Here is a 17667-nt window from a genome sequence, read left to right as displayed (position 1 = left end):
CTCGCCTCCAAACAGCTTACGCTCACAAAGGACATTCCGCCGTGGAACTGTATTTAATCCGTCATGGTATAGCTGAAGAAAGGCGACCAGATCTTAAAGACGAGGAACGCTCACTGACAAAAGAAGGTCGAGAAAAAACGGAGAAAGTAGCCCAGCGATTGCGAAAGCTGGGTTTGCATTTTGATTTGATTGCGAGTAGTCTCTTACTACGAGCTCGCCAAACAGCAGAAATTCTTATAGCCGCTGGACTGAGTTCCAAGGTTGAGGAATGTTCCTATCTCGCTCCAGATGGTCGGATTGAAAATTGGGCTGTAGACTGGTTGAGTCCAAGAAATTATTCACCCCAAACCCAACTTGCTTTGGTTGGACATGAACCAGATTTGAGCGCTTGGGCAGAAATTCTTTTATGGGGACAAGCAAAAGCAACGTTAGTTTTGAAAAAAGCGGGTATGATTGGGGTAAAACTACCAGAAAAAGGCTCCCCTCTGGGTCGTAGTCAGATGTTTTGGTTGACGCCACCCAAGTACTTGCTCTAACAGTAGAGTAACGTTTCTGAAAGAATTTTTAGGAGAACGGATACTGTTATGGTGATAACAATTTCTGGTAAGTTAGCCTGAAAAGATCTTTCAAAAAAAAAGCAGATGGTGTTGCCATGATGGTGTGCGAATATAAGCCTGGTTTGGATGGCATTCCCGCCGCTCAATCCAGTATTAGCAATGTTGACGGACAAAAGGGAATACTAGAATATCGTGGCATCCGGATTGAGGAACTAGCAGAAAAAAGTACATTTTTGGAAACTGCTTATCTGCTAATTTGGGGTGAGCTGCCTACATCGAAAGAACTCGCAGCATTTGAGGATGAAGTTCACTCTCACAGACGGATCAAATATCACATTTGCGACATGATGAAGTGCTTTCCAGAAAGCGGTCATCCGATGGATGCACTCCAAGCCTCAGCCGCAGCATTAGGCTTGTTTTATTCACGTCGTGACTTGAATAATCCTGCTTACATTCGGGATGCTGTCGTTCGCCTCATAGCAAAGATTCCGACAATGGTGGCGGCGTTCCAGTTAATGCGAAATGGGAATGATGCAATACGTCCCCATGCGGACTTAGACTATTCTGGCAACTTTCTGTACATGCTGAATGAGAAAGTACCAGACCCATTGGCGGCGCGGATTTTTGATATCTGCTTGATACTTCACGCTGAACACACAATGAACGCCTCCACCTTTAGTGCAAGGGTTACAGCGTCTACTCTAACTGATCCATACGCAGTGGTAGCTAGTGCGGTGGGAACGTTAGGAGGACCGCTACACGGTGGAGCGAATGAAGAAGTCGTTGAGATGTTGGAAGACATTGGCTGTGTAGAAAATGTCCGTCCCTACATAGAAGATTGTCTAGAACGCAAAGCCAAGATTATGGGTTTTGGACATCGTGTCTACAAAGTGAAAGACCCACGCGCCACGATTTTACAGAACTTGGCAGAACAGCTGTTTACCAAGTTTGGGCATGACAAGTACTATGACATTGCCGTAGAAATGGAAAGGGTGGTGCAGGAAAAACTCGGTCACAAAGGAATTTATCCCAACGTTGACTTTTATTCTGGTTTGGTGTATAGGAAGTTGGGAATTCCTACAGATCTGTTTACGCCAATATTTGCGATCGCCCGTGTAGCTGGTTGGTTAGCACATTGGAAAGAACAGCTAGAAGAAAACCGGATTTTCCGTCCTACCCAAGTTTACGACGGTAAGCATGACGTTTCTTACACTCCCATCGACCAGCGGTAGAGTGATCAGGGGATTATGAGGGAAGCAGAGAATTTTCCTACACTCCCTCACTCCCTGACTGCCACACTCCCACCACTAAGGGTTTTCTTCGTAAATCCCAATCCTTACCATCAGTAGAAATTCTCGTCTGGATAAAGGGGCGAAAACCATCCAACGATATACTAGGCATGGGAATTGCAAAAAATCTTAAATTTTGCATGATTTAGGCAGAAATATTAATGAGCGAATTTACAGTTATTAACAAGTGTGGATAGTTGTAAAGGACAATGATCTAAAGGACTTGAAGAGCAAAAGACATGAATTCAGGAATTGATCTGCAAGGAACTTTTATAGAATCCCTCATGGATTTGGGACTAAGCGCTGGTCTAGCCAAGTCAATTTGGATGCCAGTGCCGATGATACTAATGATTATTGGTGCTACAGTCGGTGTCCTAACCTGCGTTTGGTTAGAGCGGAAAATTTCTGCAGCCGCACAGCAGCGGATTGGTCCTGAATATATTGGTCCTTTAGGTTTGCTAGCTCCAGTAGCAGATGGTATGAAGCTGGTTTTCAAAGAAGACGTTGTGCCAGCTAAATCCGACGCCTTACTATTTACCCTTGGTCCAATTATCGTTGTGTTGCCAGTGTTTCTGTCCTACCTGATTGTGCCATTTGGACAGAATCTGGTGATTACAGATGTTGGGATGGGCGTGTTCTTGTGGATTGCTTTATCTAGCATTCAACCTATTGGCTTGTTGATGGCTGGTTATGCATCCAACAACAAATACTCTCTCCTGGGAGGGTTGCGGGCAGCAGCGCAGTCAATTAGCTATGAGATTCCGTTGGCACTTGCAGTGCTGGCGGTCGCCATGATGTCCAATAGCCTCAGCACCATCGACATCGTGGAACAGCAATCCGGTTATGGCATTCTTGGCTGGAACGTATGGCGTCAACCAGCTGGGTTTATCATCTTTTGGATAGCAGCCCTAGCCGAATGCGAACGATTACCCTTCGACTTACCCGAAGCAGAAGAAGAACTGGTTGCTGGTTATCAGACTGAATACTCTGGTATGAAATTCGCTCTTTTCTACCTGAGTTCCTACGTTAACCTGGTCCTTTCTGCCCTGCTAGTATCAGTTTTGTATCTGGGTGGTTGGGATTTTCCGATTCCCATTAACCTGATAGCGAGCACTTTGGGAGTCAGTGAAACAAATCCCGTGTTGCAGGTTGTAACCGCCTCCTTGGGAATCACCATGACTGTACTCAAAGCATACTTCCTGGTCTTTCTAGCAATTCTGTTGCGCTGGACAGTACCACGTGTTCGTATTGACCAATTGCTAGATTTAGGATGGAAGTTCTTGCTGCCTGTTGGTTTGGTTAACTTGCTACTAACTGCAGCCCTGAAACTTGCCTTTCCCTTTGCCTTTGGTGGTTAGTCATTAGCACGAAGGACAAATGACGCTGATAACTTCAAAAGAGAGAGACACAATATGTTGAAGTTCCTTAAGCAAGTTGGTGATTACGCCAAAGAAGCGGTGCAAGCTGGTCGCTATATAGGTCAGGGTCTTTCTGTTACCTTTGACCATATGCGGCGTCGTCCAGTCACCGTGCAGTACCCTTACGAGAAACTGATTCCTAGCGAACGATTTCGCGGTAGGATTCACTTTGAGTTTGATAAGTGCATTGCCTGCGAAGTTTGTGTTCGGGTTTGTCCGATCAACCTGCCAGTAGTGGATTGGGATTTCGATAAGGCAACCAAAAAGAAAAAACTCAAACACTATAGCATCGACTTTGGAGTTTGTATCTTCTGTGGTAACTGCGTGGAATTTTGTCCCACGAACTGTTTGTCAATGACAGAAGACTATGAACTTTCTACTTATGATCGCCATGAATTGAACTATGACAATGTGGCGCTTGGTCGTTTGCCCTACAAGGTCACTTTAGACCCAATGGTCACACCTTTGCGTGAGCTCGTTTATTTACCGAAGGGTGTTACTGATCCCCACGGTTTGCCTGCTGATGCACCTCGCCCTGGTGCGCGTCCAGAAGACCTTGTAGAGCAGGAAAAGTAAAGGTAATTAGTCAAGAGTCAACAGTGCATAGTTTTTGACTCTTGACCTTTGACTATTAACTTTTAAGTGAGGACAAAAAACGGTGAATCTTGCGGAAGGAGTACAGATTGTTTCATTTGGCATACTGGCAGTGATGTTGATTGGAACAGCACTCGGTGTGGTGCTGTTTGAAAACATCGTCCATTCAGCCTTTTTGCTAGGAGGCGTATTTGTTAGCATTGCTGGACTATACCTATTGCTAAATGGTGACTTTGTAGCAGCAGCGCAATTGCTAGTTTATGTTGGCGCAGTGAACGTGTTGATTTTGTTTGCCATTATGCTGGTAAACAAGCGGCAAGCTTTTGCACCCTTCCCCACTGCTTGGGTACGCAAAGCACTCACAGGTGTAGTCAGTTTGGGATTGTTTGCACTTTTAAGTACGATGGTGTTAGCAACTCCTTGGTCACTGTCTACTGACATACCTCCAAGCAACACTATTGTTTTAATCGGTCAACATTTCTTCACTGACTTTTTATTGCCTTTTGAACTCGCTTCCATTTTGCTGTTAATAGCAATGGTAGGCGCGATAATTTTGGCACGTCGCGAGTATCTGCCTGAACAGACCATTTCTTCAGAACAACAGCAAGTTTTGACGTTACCAGAACGTCCTAGAGAATTGGTCTCAATCGGTGAATCAAGCCGCAATATTCAGTAAACAGTTATCACTGTTCATTGATAACTGATAACTGACAACTGATAACTGACAATGGGGGAACACCAACATTCATGCAGCTCCAATACTTTTTACTACTTGCAGCAGCTTTGTTCTGCATCGGTATCTATGGCTTAATTACTAGCCGTAATGCTGTCAGAGTGCTGATGTCGATTGAGTTGCTGCTTAATGCCGTTAATCTCAACTTAATGGCATTTTCCAATTACCTAGACTCAGTAGCAATAAAGGGTCAGGTATTTACCGTATTTGTTATTACCGTAGCAGCAGCTGAGGCGGCGGTAGGTTTAGCGATCGTGCTTGCCATTTATCGTAACCGCGACACTGTTGATATGGAGCAGTTTAATCTCCTGAAGTGGTAATTCTGTGGAGCTCAAACAGGTCATTATTGCTTATAAAGCACGAGATTCCCAAAGTAAACGCTGGGCAGAAATTTGTGCAAAGCAACTAGAACATCGCCAATGCCAGGTTTTGATGGGACCAAGTGGACCCAAAGATAACCCATATCCGGTATTTTTGGCTTCAGCTGGACAACCCATTGACTTGGCTGTGGTACTTGGCGGTGATGGTACTGTTTTAACTGGTGCAAGACATCTAGCCCCGGCTGGCGTCCCAATACTAGCAGTGAACGTGGGAGGTCATCTGGGGTTTTTAACCGAGTCTGTAGACGAATTTCAAGACACCGAACGAGTTTGGGATCGACTCTTAGAAGATCGTTACGCTGTGCAGCGGCGGATGATGTTGCAAGCCTCAGTCTTTGAGGGAGATAGGACACATTTGGAACCAGTGTCTGAACGCTACCTGGCTTTAAATGAAATGTGTGTCAAACCCGCTTCCGCTGATAGGATGATTACCTCAATTCTAGAGATGGAAATTGATGGTGAGATCGTCGATCAATACCAAGGGGACGGGTTAGTTATTTCTACTCCCACTGGTTCTACGGGTTACACCGTTTCTGCGAATGGTCCGATTATACATGATGGTATGGAGGCGATTACTATCACTCCCATCTGTCCGATGAGTCTTTCTAGTCGTCCCCTCGTGTTACCCCCTGGTTCTGTCGTCAGCATTTGGCCTTTGGGTGATTACGATTTAAGTACCAAGTTGTGGACTGATGGGGTGTTAGCAACTTCGATTTGGCCCGGACACCGTGTTGATGTGCGGATGGCAGATTGTCGGGCTAAGTTTATCATTTTACGGGAAAACAACTCGTATTATCAGACGCTGCGAGAGAAGTTGCTGTGGGCAGGAACAAGAATTCGCTATAGTAGTGCGAGTCATGCGAATTGAGAGTTGTTTTCTAGTTTCTCAATAGACTTTTTGATCTCAACTACCAGACGAAGCCTGCTTCTGCAGGCTTTGTTTGTTTAGATAAGGCAGAACTGGCAGCAGAACACGGTTAAAGTCACAATAAACCCCTACAACGATATCACTGTTTCTGCTATTTGAGTTCCCGCATGACGGGGGCGAAGCTGCAGGGTGATTTCGGTATCGAGGCGCTTGAGGAAAATAAGCAGCTTACCCTCACTGAACTATTGAAACTCTCCTCTCATCAAATACGATACTTCTGGCTGGGGAATCCCAAGAAGTTTGCTGATTTCCCGCTGTTTCAGGTTACGTTGTTTTAACAGGTTAAGTACCACAATCCCAATCTTGCCACGGGTAAAAAGTTCTTCTGCATCCTCTAAGCCAAGATCAGCAAAAACGTTACCACTACTTTCTTCAAAAACGCTTTCTTCTGTCATGGTTGTTCCTCCCGTGCGTCTGTTACCAAATTTACAATTCAACAAGCGTTAGTCAAATTATCAATAAAACTTTGCTAAATTCTCTCCAGGCTAGATAATAGTAAAGTGCTTATTGCTAAGTTATGCACAACTTCATCCAGCTATGGCAATCCTAATTGAGTTGTGTTTGCGTAAGCGTACGCTGTCTTCGCTCAATTTTCTTAGTTTTCTGCCTTGTGTGTCCTCTGCGGTTCCTTATAAAATAGAAACCAAATTATGCGCCATATCAAACTCGCTCCAAATTGGTTGCGGTTTCTCATTGTCGTGGTGTTAGTGGTGGGTGTGTTTTTTCGCTTCTTCAATATTGATGGCAAAGTTTACGGACACGATGAAACTTACACCTCATTGCGAATTTCTGGATATACAAAGACAGAAATTAGACAGCAAATTTATAATAATCGTGTTGTTAATAAAGAAGCTTTTGCTAAGTTCCAGCGTCTTAATCCTGAAAAAAATTTAGGTGATACACTGAAATCTTTAGCGATTGAAGACCCTCACCATCCTCCGCTTTATTATGTCATAGCACGATTGTGGGCACAAATCTTTGGCACTTCGGTGACAGCCATCAGAAGTTTGTCTGTCATTATTAGCTTGTTGGTATTTCCTTGTGTTTATTGGCTGTGTCGAGAATTATTTAACGTACCTTTTTCAGTACCTTTTTTGGCGATCGCACTCACAGCAATCTCCCCAATTCATCTCATCTACGCTCAAGAAGCACGAGAATATATTCTTTGGGTTGTCACAATATTAATCTCTAACGCTTCTTTGCTAAGAGCTTTACGATTAGAATCAAAACCACAAGTAAGCGATCATCGCACTGTCACATGGGCAGTTTACACGTTTGCTTTAGCGCTCAGTCTTTATACATCTTTGCTCAGTGGATTTGTTGCGGTTGCTCATGGAATTTATGTCATGACAATCACAGGATTTCGCTGGACTAAAACAGCCAGACTTTATACAACAGCATCACTTTTGAGCTTTTTAGCTTTTACGCCTTGGATTTTAGTTATTCTAACCAACCTGTTGCAATTTCATCGTGGAATAACAGAAACAACAGGTAAATTGTCACCATTTACTTTAATTCAATCTTGGCTACTCAAGCTAAGTCAGATGTTTTTTGATTTCGACTTTGGCTTAGAAAATCCTTTCAGCTATTCCATAACCTATATTTTTTTGATTTTAGTTGGATATTCAATTTATTTTGTTTGTCGTACAACTCACCCAAAAATTTGGTTATTCATCGTGTTATCGATTGCTGTACCAGCACTACCTTTGATGCTTCCAGATTTATTTTTTGGAGGAACGCGGACAATAGCATATGAGTATTTAATTCCTTCTTATTTGGGAATTCAACTAGCAGTTGCTTACTTCTTTGCTTATCAGCTCTATGATGGGATTCTCGCACTCCGGAGAATTTGGCAAATAATATTTGTAGTAGTTATTGTCTGTGGTGTGCTTTCTTGTGCTGTCAGTTCTCAAGCAGAAACTTGGTTGAGTAAGGGTGTTAGTTCTGGGAATCCACAAATCGCCAAAATCATCAATCAGGCTTCTCGTCCGCTTGTGATCAGTGATTCTTTTGGAATGCTTCCTGGAAAGGTCTTTTCTCTGAGTTATCTTGTAGAACCAAAAGTACAATTTCTGTTGATGAAGGACAAAAATATTCCTAAAATTCCCAATGGTTATACTGAGGTATTTTTACTGAATCCTTCAAGCACTTTGCGTCAAGGAATCGAAAAAAAATATAAGTCTAAACTATATAAAGTTTATAGTCAAAAATATGACTCACTATGGAAAGTAGATAAAACTTCAAGGAATCAAAAATTTAATTAATATGTATCAATAAATACTAATGTATATTTTGCTGTGATGATTATCATAGAAAACGGAGGCTTACTGACCTGGATTTGGTATTATATGGACTCAGCTTAATTACTTAACAAGTATTCAAATTTATGATCTGAGCCTCCAACTAGCAGGTTCGGAGCCAGCAAAATATGACAGAAACACCTTTTTCACGCCAGATACCTACGGAGGGAGACCCTCCTACAGTACTGGCTCCCTTACACCCCTGTGCTTATTGAAACTTATGGTATACTATTGTAACACCAATTGCGTATTTGGAGCGATTTTACAGCCTAGATAAAGCTCCTAGTCATACTACTGGTAGTAGTGGTTTGGATTGATCGATAGTCAGCCAATTTTGGATTTGGGATTTGGGATTTTGGATTGACTCCACCCTAAAGGTGACTCGAATTTTGGATTTTGGATTCCCGAATTTTGGATTTTGGATTTTAAATTTTGGATTAAGGAATTGAAGAATTCCCGGATTAAGGGACTTTTTTGAGCCAACCTCAATTCTTTAATCGGCTTTTCTTTAATCTAAAATCGACGGATTAAGTTAACTCGTGGGACAACGAACCAACCCAATCTAAAATCTAAAATCGCAAATCTAAAATTGACGGATTGAGGAATTAATTCCGTCCTAGAAGGACGGGGCTTGTACCGACCAACCCCCAATCTAAAATCTAAAATTTAAAATCTAAAATCGTCCCGGTCAAGACTCTTGTTGAAGGGATGGGGAGTCGTGTGAAAGTCCGCTCCAAATAAAGACAGGGGAGGATTTTTAGTGTAATTTTAACTCTTTACTTGCAATTCTTGGTTGGAAATGGGATTATTGCTAATATTATCGTAATTCTTGTTTCGTTTTATTGACAAAATGACATATTTAGCCTATGGCATACTTTATCCTATAACTGCATGATAATATCCACCTAAAAACCAGCTTTCGAGTGTAGGGCAATACATAACTTCTTCAGAGAATTCCTTCAAAGGGAAGATACTTTGCTATGGAGAATCAGTATTAAATCAGGTTATACACTCAGTCCCTGTTGATTGATTTAACTTAATTTAGGTTTTCTAGGTGCATAACTAGTCCTTCAACTTCAATTCGTAGTAATAATTATTGAACTGACAAATGACACAAGAAATCGCTATCAAGAAAAAATGGGCAGTCAAACGAATGACCCTAAATTTGGCATCAACCGAAGCCGAAAAACTTCAAAAGTATTGTGATGAAACAGGAAGACCTGCAACAGATGTGATTCGAGAACTGATTCGAGGGCTGGAATCAATAGATCATTAGTAAGCACTTGACGGGTAAACTCCCCTTCATTTTTACCTACGGTAAATCTGGGCAAGCGTATCCAAAATTGCGAGTATTTAACGAATAGATCCTGTGGTTGGTGAGGGTATCACTACTCAAAAACCTACTCAACTACACGCGCACGTCACGTTACTCAGCAACGATTGTCCAGATTTTTACTGCTAATGGCGATGCATGACAAGGAGCAACCATTGGCGATCGCTAACTAATCTAGCTTATCAATGTAGTCACCTTCGCAGTTGGTATATACAACTTGTAGCGCTCCATTAATCGCCGTTTAACAGATGTCAGTTTACCCAGTTTACCCTAAAAGGGACTGGCGCACCAAAAGCCGTCAGACAATTTTGGATTTTGCGAAAAGTTTGAGCGGTGAGTCCAGCCCCCGTCTTGGTGAGTCCACTTGCCGTCTTGGTGAACCAGCACTGCGGGAGGGTTTCCCTCCGCAGGTGACTGGTGAACCCCGTAGGGGCGGTTCCCGTCACGAACGCGAGTGCGTCTGGTGTAGGAGTTTGGCAAAGTGGCGAACCCGTTAGCGTCCCTTGCGCGTGTCCCCTTGGGACTCAGCGTGCCCGCAGGGCATAGGGCGGTTTCCGTCACGAACGCGAGTGCGTCTTTGCAGGAGTTTGGGGGACTGGCGAACCCGGAGGGAGGTTTCCTCCGTAAGCGCAAAGCGCAGGCAATCATGCGTTCGCCGTAAGGCGTGCCGTTAGGCATACGCGCAGCGTCTCCAGAGGAGACTCAAAGCTTTTCAAGACGGATTAAAGAATTGATTCCACTGACGGGTGCGGAGGCTTGTACCATCAAGAAATCATTGGTCATTCGCGCGCGCGGCTTTACCATCATTCGGAGTCCTTGTTTCTTCTGGAGGGAAATAAGGACTCTGAACTGATCGCTGTCTGACTACCTACGTGGACTAAGAGAAAACCAAGAATTTGGAACTGAAAAGGTACGTTTTACTTATATAGCTGAGGATGTCAAATCCCTTCAGTACGAAAAATTCTATGTGCAACAAAAATGTCGAAGAAATCGTCCGGAACACTGTAGCTGGAGTTTGTAGTAATGAGTGTTCCCAAACAAGAGAACAAAAAAGAACTGCATAAGACAGACAACTGCTCCCTATAGATATATAGGAAAGGGTTCAAACCCAACAAACAAGACCAACTTTGCAACTATCAAGTGATGGTAATTCATTATGACTAGCTTTACTCAAGTCCGCCCACAACACGACCTTCTGCAACCTGTTCGTCAATGGCTTGATTCAATAGAAATTCATAACGCAAAATTAGCTCATTCACTCTGCAAACTAATTCCTGCTCAATGTCCTTTTGAACGTGACATTACACTATTTGGTCGCAAGCTATTTCACATTCCGCCTATGTGTAAGTTAAATCCTCTTTATGAAGAAGTGGTGACCTTGCGTTTCAAAGCTTTGTGTTATCTTGCTGATGAATGTGGTGAAGATGTAACAGCCTATTGCTAATAGTACGCCTGCTAGTTATATTATGCAGTTACTATAGATGATTGCACGCTGCTCGTGGTACTTTGCGCAAGATTTAATTTTATCAAAAGCTCTCCACTATCAACTTCCAGAATGTATTTGGTAATAGCAAGTCCGAACCCAGTGTCAAAATATTTTGTAGAGTAAAATTGCTGGGTTAGGTCGGGTAAAATCTCTGGAAAAATAGGTTCAGTGCCATTGTCAACATGAAAACAGACTTGATTGAAATTGGTGTTACTCTCAATTTCAGATTTAACAGTCTCTGCTTATGGAATTGCTTCAAATACATTCCGCACAACATTAATAAATACTTATTTTCATTTCTCTTTGCTTCTTCTACTTTCACCTCATTCATTGCTGGTTCAAAATCAACTTTCCGTCCTATAGCCCATAACATATTTTGCAGCAAGGGCAGAATTTAGGTAATGAATTCATCAATGTCTCTTTTTTATAACCGCAACATCTGCGGTTTTGTACATAGCAAGATTTATTTTAAGAACCTTTATAATCTGTTAGCTTCATCTAGTGCCAAATATAATCGCTCTTTTGGTGGCGTAAATAAATCAAGTTTTTGAAAAAAGTTTAACACAATTTTGATTGTTGTGTTGTGAAAGGGTTATAACGACTGCACGAGAGTCTCATCCAGATTTAGTAATATTGGACTGGATGCTACCTGGTTTACAGCATCAATAAGTTTTACATTCGCGACTTGCGGCTGAGATTGGAGGCGAATGAGGAAAAGCGTCTCATTCAAACTGTGCGTGGAGTTGGTTACGCACTACGAGAATAATCTGAACGCCCCATACTGCATTTGCTAGATAATTAAATTACCCAATTGATATGAAATTACCGATTTAGTTCCCGCTACACTTAAAGACGGTAGTCAACATCAGCGAGTGCAATGAGTTATCTTGAAACAGCGGCGCAGTTTTACAGTGAAGTCGCCCAAACACCGCAAGTCGGACTTTGTTGTGTGCAAAGCACACCCTTGCAATTACCAGGCTTGAAAATTCCTCGGAAAATGCAGGAAATGAACTATGGTTGCGGGACGACTGTTCATTCCACCGAACTCGGGAATCAACCCACGGTACTGTATGTTGGAGTTGGTGGTGGTTTAGAAGCTTTGCAATTTGCCTATTTTTCTCAGCGTTCTGGTGCTGTTATTGCGGTTGATCCAGTAGCAGAAATGCGTCAAGCTGCTGTACGTAACTTGGAAATTGCTGCTCAAGAAAATCCTTGGTTTGACACCAGCTTTGTAGAAATTCGTGAAGGCGATGCCTTTAACTTACCTGTTGGTGATAATTCTGTTGATATCGTCGCCCAAAATTGCCTTTTCAATATCTTTGAACCAGAAGATTTAACTCGTGCTTTGCAAGAAGCATACCGGGTGTTAAAACCAGGTGGAAAATTGCAGATGAGTGATCCAATTGCGACTCGTCCCATTCCACAACATCTGCAAAAAGATGAGCGACTGCGAGCAATGTGTTTATCAGGCGCACTCACTTATGAAGAGTATATTCAGCGTATTATAAGTGCAGGCTTTGGGCAAGTCGAAATTCGCGCCCGTCGCCCCTACCGTTTGCTCGATTCCCAAACTTATGACATAGAAGAGAATCTTCTTTTAGAAAGTCTAGATTCTGTCGCTTTCAAAGTTATCATTCCTGAAGATGGCGCTTGTGTTTTTACAGGAAAAACAGCCATTTATGCTGGTTCAGAACCATTTTTTGATGATGATGCGGGTCATATTCTTCAGCGTGGAATACCAGCATCAGTGTGTGATAAAACTGCAGCAAAACTTGCAGCGTTAATGCCAGATAAAATAATGATGACTGATTCAACTTGGTATTATAACGGTGGTGGATGTTGTTAATTTTAGCGTGTGTTTTATCTTTCCTCGTTTTTCGTTCCCATGCTCTGTATGGGAACGAGATAAACGAGATAATAGACAAAATCAAACACATATTTTATCTATAGAAATGAGACAATGATTCAAACAGCAATCACACCTTTCAAACAAAAACTCGCCTCTCCTTTAACAAAAAAAGAAATCACAGTTTTACAAATTAACTTAGGTAAGCGTTGTAACCTTGCTTGTAGCCATTGTCATGTAGAAGCGGGACCAAAACGCACAGAAGAACTTTCTCCAGAAACTTGCCAACAATTGATTGAGATTATTCAGAGATTTCCTCAAATTCAAATTGTTGATTTGACTGGTGGCGCACCAGAAATGAATTATGGTTTCAAACCATTGGTAGAAGCAGCAAGAGCAACAGGTAAACAGGTTATTGTCCGGTCTAATTTGACTATCTTTTTTGAAGATGGCTTTGCTGATTTACCAGAATACTTTGCAAAACATAAAGTTCGTGTTGTTGCTTCTCTGCCCTGCTATTTGTCAGATAATGTCGATAAAATGCGCGGTGCTGGTGTGTATGATGGCTCCATTAAAGCACTGCAATGGCTGAATCAACTAGGTTATGGGAAAGAGCCAGATTTAATTGTGGATTTAGTCTATAATCCACAATTACCGAAAGATGAGAAATTTTCCCTAACTCCAAACCAAACAAAGCTGGAAAGAGATTACAAGCAATATTTACAAGAGAACTTTGATATTACTTTTAACAATCTATTTACGATTACCAACTTACCAGTCGGGAGAACAAAACTGTCTCTAGAAAGAAAGAAACTCTATACTCCTTATTTGCAGTTTTTAGAATCTCACTTCAATGCTGGTACAGTTGAACATTTGATGTGTCTCGATGAAATTTCAATTGATTATCTGGGTAATGTGTATGACTGCGACTTCAACCAAATGATGAATGTACCTGCAAAAACTCGCGACGGGGAAAACCTGACAGTCGCCAAGTTGCTAGAAACTGGTTCTTTGGACTTGATAAATCAGGTACAGACAGCAGCTTATTGTTATGGCTGTACAGCTGGTACTGGTTCGAGCTGTGGTGGCGCTTTGGTGTAAATTTCTTGCATGATTGTCTGAGAAAGGCTTGAACAACTGATTTGTGCGGCTTCAAAATAATCTCGTTACCAAAACTGTTACGAGCGCCTAACCAAGAGTTGAATAAGTTTATGATGATCCTAAGTTAAGTCTCCTCACACCACATTTATAGCCGTGGACTAATCTCAGCTTCCACGGTTATTTATTTTTTGATGTGTAAACAGAAAGTCACCCCATCTGAGGATGGTACGCAAGGGTGTGAGTTCACCACAGGCGAGAAAGGTTGTGAATACTGGCAGAAAAATTTCTGTTACCAAAATTGTTACGAGCGTGTTTATACTTGTCAGTTAGCATTATGATGATAGAAAGTTTAGCTCCTCACACTACAACAAAAGCCGTGAAATTGAATGTTTCACGGCTTTTATTTTTTTGGGATGGATGCGGAGTTGAAATCTCCTCACACCTGAGATGTTGCACCTTGACTTTAGTACGCCTTGAACTTAAGTTCAAGGCTCATAGCCAAAGTCCGTTAAAACGGACTTAAACTCTTAGCCTCAGAATTTATTTCTTGGCGGACGAGAATTATGGTGCAAGATCTGAGACACCCTAGCGAGCGCAGTACGAGGCGCGGTTCTTGATAGATAGCCGATTAACCAGACTTCATCATTACTGCGTACAATTGGGGTTACTATCGGGGGTAGCATCAGGATAGAAAGTGCGAATCCCGCCATCTCTCCTCACAAACACGGCTGTAAATGTTTTACCCTCGTCAGTTACGCTCAAATTACAAACCGTGTTAGTCGAGGTGGTATTTGGGTTGTTCTTGTAACCTAGAGATGCTTTCGATAGAATCTCTTCAGCGTTGAGGGTGTAGGGATAACCTTTGATAGAAGACTGAGCAGTACCACTACCAACTTTCATCACAACGCCCATAGTGTAAATTGTACCGGGAACAACCTCTTCTCTGGATGTATTGTTGTCTAACCGCCCAGCTAAACCCTTCTGCTGAAGCTCTACATAACGAGCGACAAAGTGGAGTCCCCCAATTGAACCGCCTTGAACTGGTTCCCCGCAAAAGATATGATCAAAAGCCTGCGCATTAAACCAGACATCAGTCAAGTCATCCAAGAAAGCTGCATCTGTGGTGCGTCCTGGTTTAAGATATCCTCCCACAGATTGCTTGATATTTGCCAAGACAGTAGAGTTGTTCTGCATCATAGACTGGAAACCCGCACGACTGACGACTGTACCAGGTGCTCCACAAAGATTAGTCACTGCTGTATCAAAGCTGTTTGGTACTGGCGCGGGAGGTGTGACATCGGCTGGGCTACCGTAAGCTAAACCAGAGACAGGGTTGTTGATATTGTCAAAGAATGGTACAGAACCGGGAGGTAGAGAGGAAGAAGGAGGAGAAGAGCCATAATCGGTAATTTCAATGTCATCAATATTGGTTCTGTTTGAACTTCCATCAGTTTTGCGGACTTCACAGCGAACTGTTCCAGAAAGATTAGGAGCGAAAGTTGCTGTTTGAAGTGATGTAGAGCTTGTGGTAATTGTCGAACCTATTTTTGCCCATGAAGATCCGCTATTGGTTGAACACCACAACTCCCAAGTGGTGCTAGCATCAGAACCAAACTTGGCATGTTTGATAGTAACTGTACCAGCACCCGTACGATCAAATTTCATCGTCACTTTGCCGTTATTGCGAATGCGAGCAGATTGTGTTCCGCTCTTAACATCCGTTGAAAGATTACCGATTAGGGCATCATTAAAATTCCAAACGCCTGTACTCAGGGTGACATCACCTGCTGTATAACTGCCTTTCGTACCGTTCTCAAATCCCTCTGAAATAGTAACACTATTTACTCTAGATGAAAAAAAGGAAAGGAGTAAGATGGCTCCTCCTGCTATCTTCAATGGTAATGCTAACTTAGACATATTTAACAGGGTTAATGCTTAATTCATTACTCATTGAAATAGGAATTGATAGTTATAACGTTATCAATCATTTATTGTTTGATTAATTGTTGATTAACAAGTTATTAACCATTTCAATGCTAACTTTTCTTGAATTGATCATTTCAATATGGTTCAAATCAGATAATTTGCACAAACGCTCATCTATAGGAATCCTATTTGAGTTGTAAAAATTATCGAACCGCCAAGACGCAAAGAGGAGCCGCTTTCGCCTGGGCGGGTTCCCCGACTTGAGGCGACTGGCGTCGCCAAGACAAGAAACAAAGAATTTTATGAATCATTTAGGACTACTATATGTAGAGACGTTGCATGCAACATCTCTACACGTGTGAGATTTTTAAAAATTTTATGAGTTCAATCGAAGTATACTCTCCTCCCCCTGCCCGCTGCTCGGGTGCTTCCCCACTTCTTCACTGACTTCTGCTTAATCTTCATCTTGAACCCAGAGAATACCAATTCGTCTATCACTGACAACAATAATCCCTGTGTCGAATGTGGCTTTTGTAATTGAATCCCATCCACTGATGCCAGAGTAATTGTTCCGAAATGATGCATTGGTGAAAAATTTGCAATGCTCTGGGAAAAATTCAAATAATTTAACAATAATGTTCTCTGCTTCTTCTAAGCTCATTAATTGCACAGAGTAAGCCAAATCTTTCGTCATAATAAAACTTAGGATTTTTTGCGCATCTTCTTGATTCACTTCTTTCCAGCGCACCCCAAGACCAGAATACCCGAATTGGCTCACAAATAAATCAAGAATTGCAGTCATGTTTTTAGAGGTTTCAAGAGTTTCATCTGAAATTATTTTTTGGATTTCAAACAAAACCTCTCCACAATTACGTTTTGACAAAACTTCTGCTCTGAGTTGTGTTATTTCTAAGCTATTTTCAGTTTCGTAAATAATTCTAGCCATTTTTTTATGTTACTATAAGACTCCTATTTGATTTTCGCTCAACTAGGTAAACCTTTTTCCCTATTCGCTGTTAAGAGTTTCCACAAGTGATTCTCAAAAATCAAAGCGGAAAATAAATCAAAGGATCAACTTAAAATAGAAACAACCCTAGCAACGATAAACCACAGCTATATAACTGGAGTTATTCAATGACTCTTAGTCAATCTCATCCCTATCTTTCCCCAGAACAGTACTTAGAAACCGAAAAATCTAGCCCGATTAAACATGAATATATTCAAGGGCAGATTTATGCAATGTCCGGTGCAAGTGATGCCCATGTAACAATTACAGCTAACTTACTTACCCTGCTAAGAAATCACATCCGAGGAACAGGGTGTCGTGTTTACGTCGCTGACATGAAAGCCCGCATTGAAACACTGAATATTTTCTACTATCCTGATATCGTGGTAACTTGCGACCAACGAGATACAAAATTTGAATATTTCAAACGCTATCCCAGCTTAATTATAGAAGTTTTATCACCATCGACAGAAGCTTTTGACCGGGGCGATAAATTTAGTGACTATCAAGAATTAGAAACATTGCAAGAATATGTCAAAATCCGTCAAACTCGCCAGCGTGTTGATTGTTTTCGACGCAATTCTGAAGGAAGATGGGTGCTTTACAGCTATAGAATTAATCAAGATTTAGAGTTAACGAGTATAAATTTTTCCTGTTCACTCGCAGAGGTTTACGAAGATGTTTTATTCTCGGAAATATAGAGATGCTTAAGGTTGGATAATCAAAGGATTAATAATCCTTTCTATACATCAACCCACAGCCGTAATAAA

At 41.8% G+C, this 17667-nt stretch carries 18 protein-coding genes and 1 pseudogene; 14 read left to right on the top strand and 5 right to left on the bottom strand.

Translation table 11 applies throughout. The features are described 5' to 3' along the window. The first annotated feature begins 41 nt into the window (after positions 1–41). Together sixA and AC5590_RS16755 are read left to right on the top strand one after the other, a co-directional pair. A complete protein-coding gene (gene sixA / locus AC5590_RS16760) occupies positions 42–536 on the top strand; it encodes a phosphohistidine phosphatase SixA (RefSeq protein WP_169264676.1) in 495 nt (164 codons plus the stop codon). 116 nt (positions 537–652) lie between these two features. Beyond that, entirely contained in the window at positions 653–1789 is a 1137-nt protein-coding gene (locus tag AC5590_RS16755) for a citrate synthase (RefSeq protein ID WP_169264675.1), read from the top strand. A 37-nt stretch (positions 1790–1826) separates the two neighbouring features. Here the strand turns inward: AC5590_RS16755 and AC5590_RS16750 are convergent, their stop codons facing one another. Next, positions 1827–1988: a hypothetical protein gene (locus AC5590_RS16750; protein WP_169264674.1), complete on the bottom strand. Its 162-nt coding sequence runs from the start codon at positions 1986–1988 to the stop codon at positions 1827–1829. 97 nt (positions 1989–2085) lie between these two features. Between AC5590_RS16750 and nuoH the strand changes: the two genes are divergently transcribed. The 5 genes from nuoH (at position 2086) to AC5590_RS16725 (ending at position 5839) form a co-directional block, all read left to right on the top strand. After that, positions 2086–3204 (top strand): NADH-quinone oxidoreductase subunit NuoH, encoded by a 1119-nt coding sequence (gene nuoH / locus AC5590_RS16745; RefSeq protein ID WP_169264673.1) that lies wholly within the window; start codon positions 2086–2088, stop codon positions 3202–3204. A 54-nt stretch (positions 3205–3258) separates the two neighbouring features. Further along, entirely contained in the window at positions 3259–3840 is a 582-nt protein-coding gene (gene ndhI, locus AC5590_RS16740) for an NAD(P)H-quinone oxidoreductase subunit I (protein WP_169264672.1), read from the top strand. Positions 3841–3922: 82 nt separating this feature from the next. Further along, a complete protein-coding gene (locus AC5590_RS16735; RefSeq protein WP_169264671.1) occupies positions 3923–4534 on the top strand; it encodes an NADH-quinone oxidoreductase subunit J in 612 nt (203 codons plus the stop codon). 71 nt (positions 4535–4605) lie between these two features. Continuing rightward, entirely contained in the window at positions 4606–4911 is a 306-nt protein-coding gene (gene nuoK, locus AC5590_RS16730) for an NADH-quinone oxidoreductase subunit NuoK (protein ID WP_169264670.1), read from the top strand. A gap of 4 nt (positions 4912–4915) precedes the next feature. Next, positions 4916–5839 carry an NAD(+) kinase gene (locus AC5590_RS16725; RefSeq protein ID WP_169264669.1) on the top strand — a complete coding sequence of 308 codons (924 nt, stop codon included), beginning with the start codon at positions 4916–4918 and terminating at the stop codon, positions 5837–5839. A gap of 242 nt (positions 5840–6081) precedes the next feature. Here AC5590_RS16725 and AC5590_RS16720 read toward each other — a convergent pair whose 3' ends face one another. Further along, complete coding sequence (locus tag AC5590_RS16720; RefSeq protein WP_169264668.1) at positions 6082–6294, bottom strand: helix-turn-helix domain-containing protein; 213 nt, start codon at positions 6292–6294, stop codon at positions 6082–6084. 255 nt (positions 6295–6549) lie between these two features. Here AC5590_RS16720 and AC5590_RS16715 point away from each other — a divergent pair, with 255 nt between their 5' ends. After that, on the top strand, positions 6550–8163 hold the full coding sequence (locus AC5590_RS16715; protein WP_169264667.1) for a glycosyltransferase family 39 protein: 1614 nt from the start codon (positions 6550–6552) through the stop codon (positions 8161–8163). Positions 8164–9307: 1144 nt separating this feature from the next. Beyond that, complete coding sequence (locus tag AC5590_RS16710) at positions 9308–9475, top strand: CopG family transcriptional regulator (RefSeq protein WP_169264666.1); 168 nt, start codon at positions 9308–9310, stop codon at positions 9473–9475. Positions 9476–9802: 327 nt separating this feature from the next. Here the strand turns inward: AC5590_RS16710 and AC5590_RS16705 are convergent, their stop codons facing one another. Continuing rightward, entirely contained in the window at positions 9803–10210 is a 408-nt protein-coding gene (locus tag AC5590_RS16705; protein WP_169264665.1) for a hypothetical protein, read from the bottom strand. Between the two features lie 478 nt (positions 10211–10688). Between AC5590_RS16705 and AC5590_RS16700 the strand changes: the two genes are divergently transcribed. The 4 genes and pseudogenes from AC5590_RS16700 to arsS all read left to right on the top strand — a co-directional run bounded on the left by AC5590_RS16700 (position 10689) and on the right by arsS (position 13965). Continuing rightward, on the top strand, positions 10689–10976 hold the full coding sequence (locus AC5590_RS16700; protein ID WP_169264664.1) for a Mo-dependent nitrogenase C-terminal domain-containing protein: 288 nt from the start codon (positions 10689–10691) through the stop codon (positions 10974–10976). Between the two features lie 700 nt (positions 10977–11676). Further along, positions 11677–11784, top strand: a pseudogene (locus AC5590_RS16695) (winged helix-turn-helix domain-containing protein); the annotation flags it as partial. A 111-nt stretch (positions 11785–11895) separates the two neighbouring features. Beyond that, positions 11896–12864, top strand: coding sequence for an arsenosugar biosynthesis arsenite methyltransferase ArsM (gene arsM / locus AC5590_RS16690; protein WP_169264663.1), 969 nt, complete (start codon positions 11896–11898; stop codon positions 12862–12864). A 114-nt stretch (positions 12865–12978) separates the two neighbouring features. After that, positions 12979–13965 carry an arsenosugar biosynthesis radical SAM (seleno)protein ArsS gene (arsS, locus tag AC5590_RS16685; RefSeq protein WP_169264662.1) on the top strand — a complete coding sequence of 329 codons (987 nt, stop codon included), beginning with the start codon at positions 12979–12981 and terminating at the stop codon, positions 13963–13965. Between the two features lie 645 nt (positions 13966–14610). On the opposite strand, the gene AC5590_RS16680 is transcribed toward arsS, so the two are convergent. Further along, positions 14611–15882: an EndoU domain-containing protein gene (locus AC5590_RS16680; protein WP_169264661.1), complete on the bottom strand. Its 1272-nt coding sequence runs from the start codon at positions 15880–15882 to the stop codon at positions 14611–14613. Positions 15883–16345: 463 nt separating this feature from the next. After that, positions 16346–16837: a hypothetical protein gene (locus AC5590_RS16675; RefSeq protein ID WP_169264660.1), complete on the bottom strand. Its 492-nt coding sequence runs from the start codon at positions 16835–16837 to the stop codon at positions 16346–16348. A 188-nt stretch (positions 16838–17025) separates the two neighbouring features. Here AC5590_RS16675 and AC5590_RS16670 point away from each other — a divergent pair, with 188 nt between their 5' ends. Further along, the gene (locus AC5590_RS16670; protein WP_169264659.1) at positions 17026–17598 is read left to right on the top strand and encodes a Uma2 family endonuclease; all 573 of its coding nucleotides are present in this window, start codon (positions 17026–17028) and stop codon (positions 17596–17598) included. Positions 17599–17667: the final 69 nt, after the last annotated feature.

The organism is Brasilonema octagenarum UFV-OR1 (assembly GCF_963888615.1).
Taxonomy (GTDB): Bacteria; Cyanobacteriota; Cyanobacteriia; order Cyanobacteriales; family Nostocaceae; genus Brasilonema; species Brasilonema sennae.
Note: the sequence above shows the minus strand (reverse complement) of the source record. Positions and strands in the feature narration are given on the sequence as shown.

Excerpts from the sequence above, each read along its gene's own strand:
- AC5590_RS16720 (WP_169264668.1), bottom strand. The coding sequence starts at position 6,294 with ATGACAGAAGAAAGCGTTTTTGAAGAAAGTAGTGGTAACGTTTTTGCT.
- AC5590_RS16715 (WP_169264667.1), top strand. The coding sequence starts at position 6,550 with ATGCGCCATATCAAACTCGCTCCAAATTGGTTGCGGTTTCTCATTGTC.
- AC5590_RS16705 (WP_169264665.1), bottom strand. The coding sequence starts at position 10,210 with ATGCCTAACGGCACGCCTTACGGCGAACGCATGATTGCCTGCGCTTTG.
- ndhI (WP_169264672.1), top strand. The coding sequence starts at position 3,259 with ATGTTGAAGTTCCTTAAGCAAGTTGGTGATTACGCCAAAGAAGCGGTG.
- AC5590_RS16750 (WP_169264674.1), bottom strand. The coding sequence starts at position 1,988 with ATGCAAAATTTAAGATTTTTTGCAATTCCCATGCCTAGTATATCGTTG.
- arsS (WP_169264662.1), top strand. The coding sequence starts at position 12,979 with ATGATTCAAACAGCAATCACACCTTTCAAACAAAAACTCGCCTCTCCT.
- AC5590_RS16755 (WP_169264675.1), top strand. The coding sequence starts at position 653 with ATGATGGTGTGCGAATATAAGCCTGGTTTGGATGGCATTCCCGCCGCT.
- nuoH (WP_169264673.1), top strand. The coding sequence starts at position 2,086 with ATGAATTCAGGAATTGATCTGCAAGGAACTTTTATAGAATCCCTCATG.
- AC5590_RS16680 (WP_169264661.1), bottom strand. The coding sequence starts at position 15,882 with ATGTCTAAGTTAGCATTACCATTGAAGATAGCAGGAGGAGCCATCTTA.
- arsM (WP_169264663.1), top strand. The coding sequence starts at position 11,896 with ATGAGTTATCTTGAAACAGCGGCGCAGTTTTACAGTGAAGTCGCCCAA.
- AC5590_RS16710 (WP_169264666.1), top strand. The coding sequence starts at position 9,308 with ATGACACAAGAAATCGCTATCAAGAAAAAATGGGCAGTCAAACGAATG.
- AC5590_RS16670 (WP_169264659.1), top strand. The coding sequence starts at position 17,026 with ATGACTCTTAGTCAATCTCATCCCTATCTTTCCCCAGAACAGTACTTA.
- nuoK (WP_169264670.1), top strand. The coding sequence starts at position 4,606 with ATGCAGCTCCAATACTTTTTACTACTTGCAGCAGCTTTGTTCTGCATC.
- AC5590_RS16700 (WP_169264664.1), top strand. The coding sequence starts at position 10,689 with ATGACTAGCTTTACTCAAGTCCGCCCACAACACGACCTTCTGCAACCT.
- AC5590_RS16675 (WP_169264660.1), bottom strand. The coding sequence starts at position 16,837 with ATGGCTAGAATTATTTACGAAACTGAAAATAGCTTAGAAATAACACAA.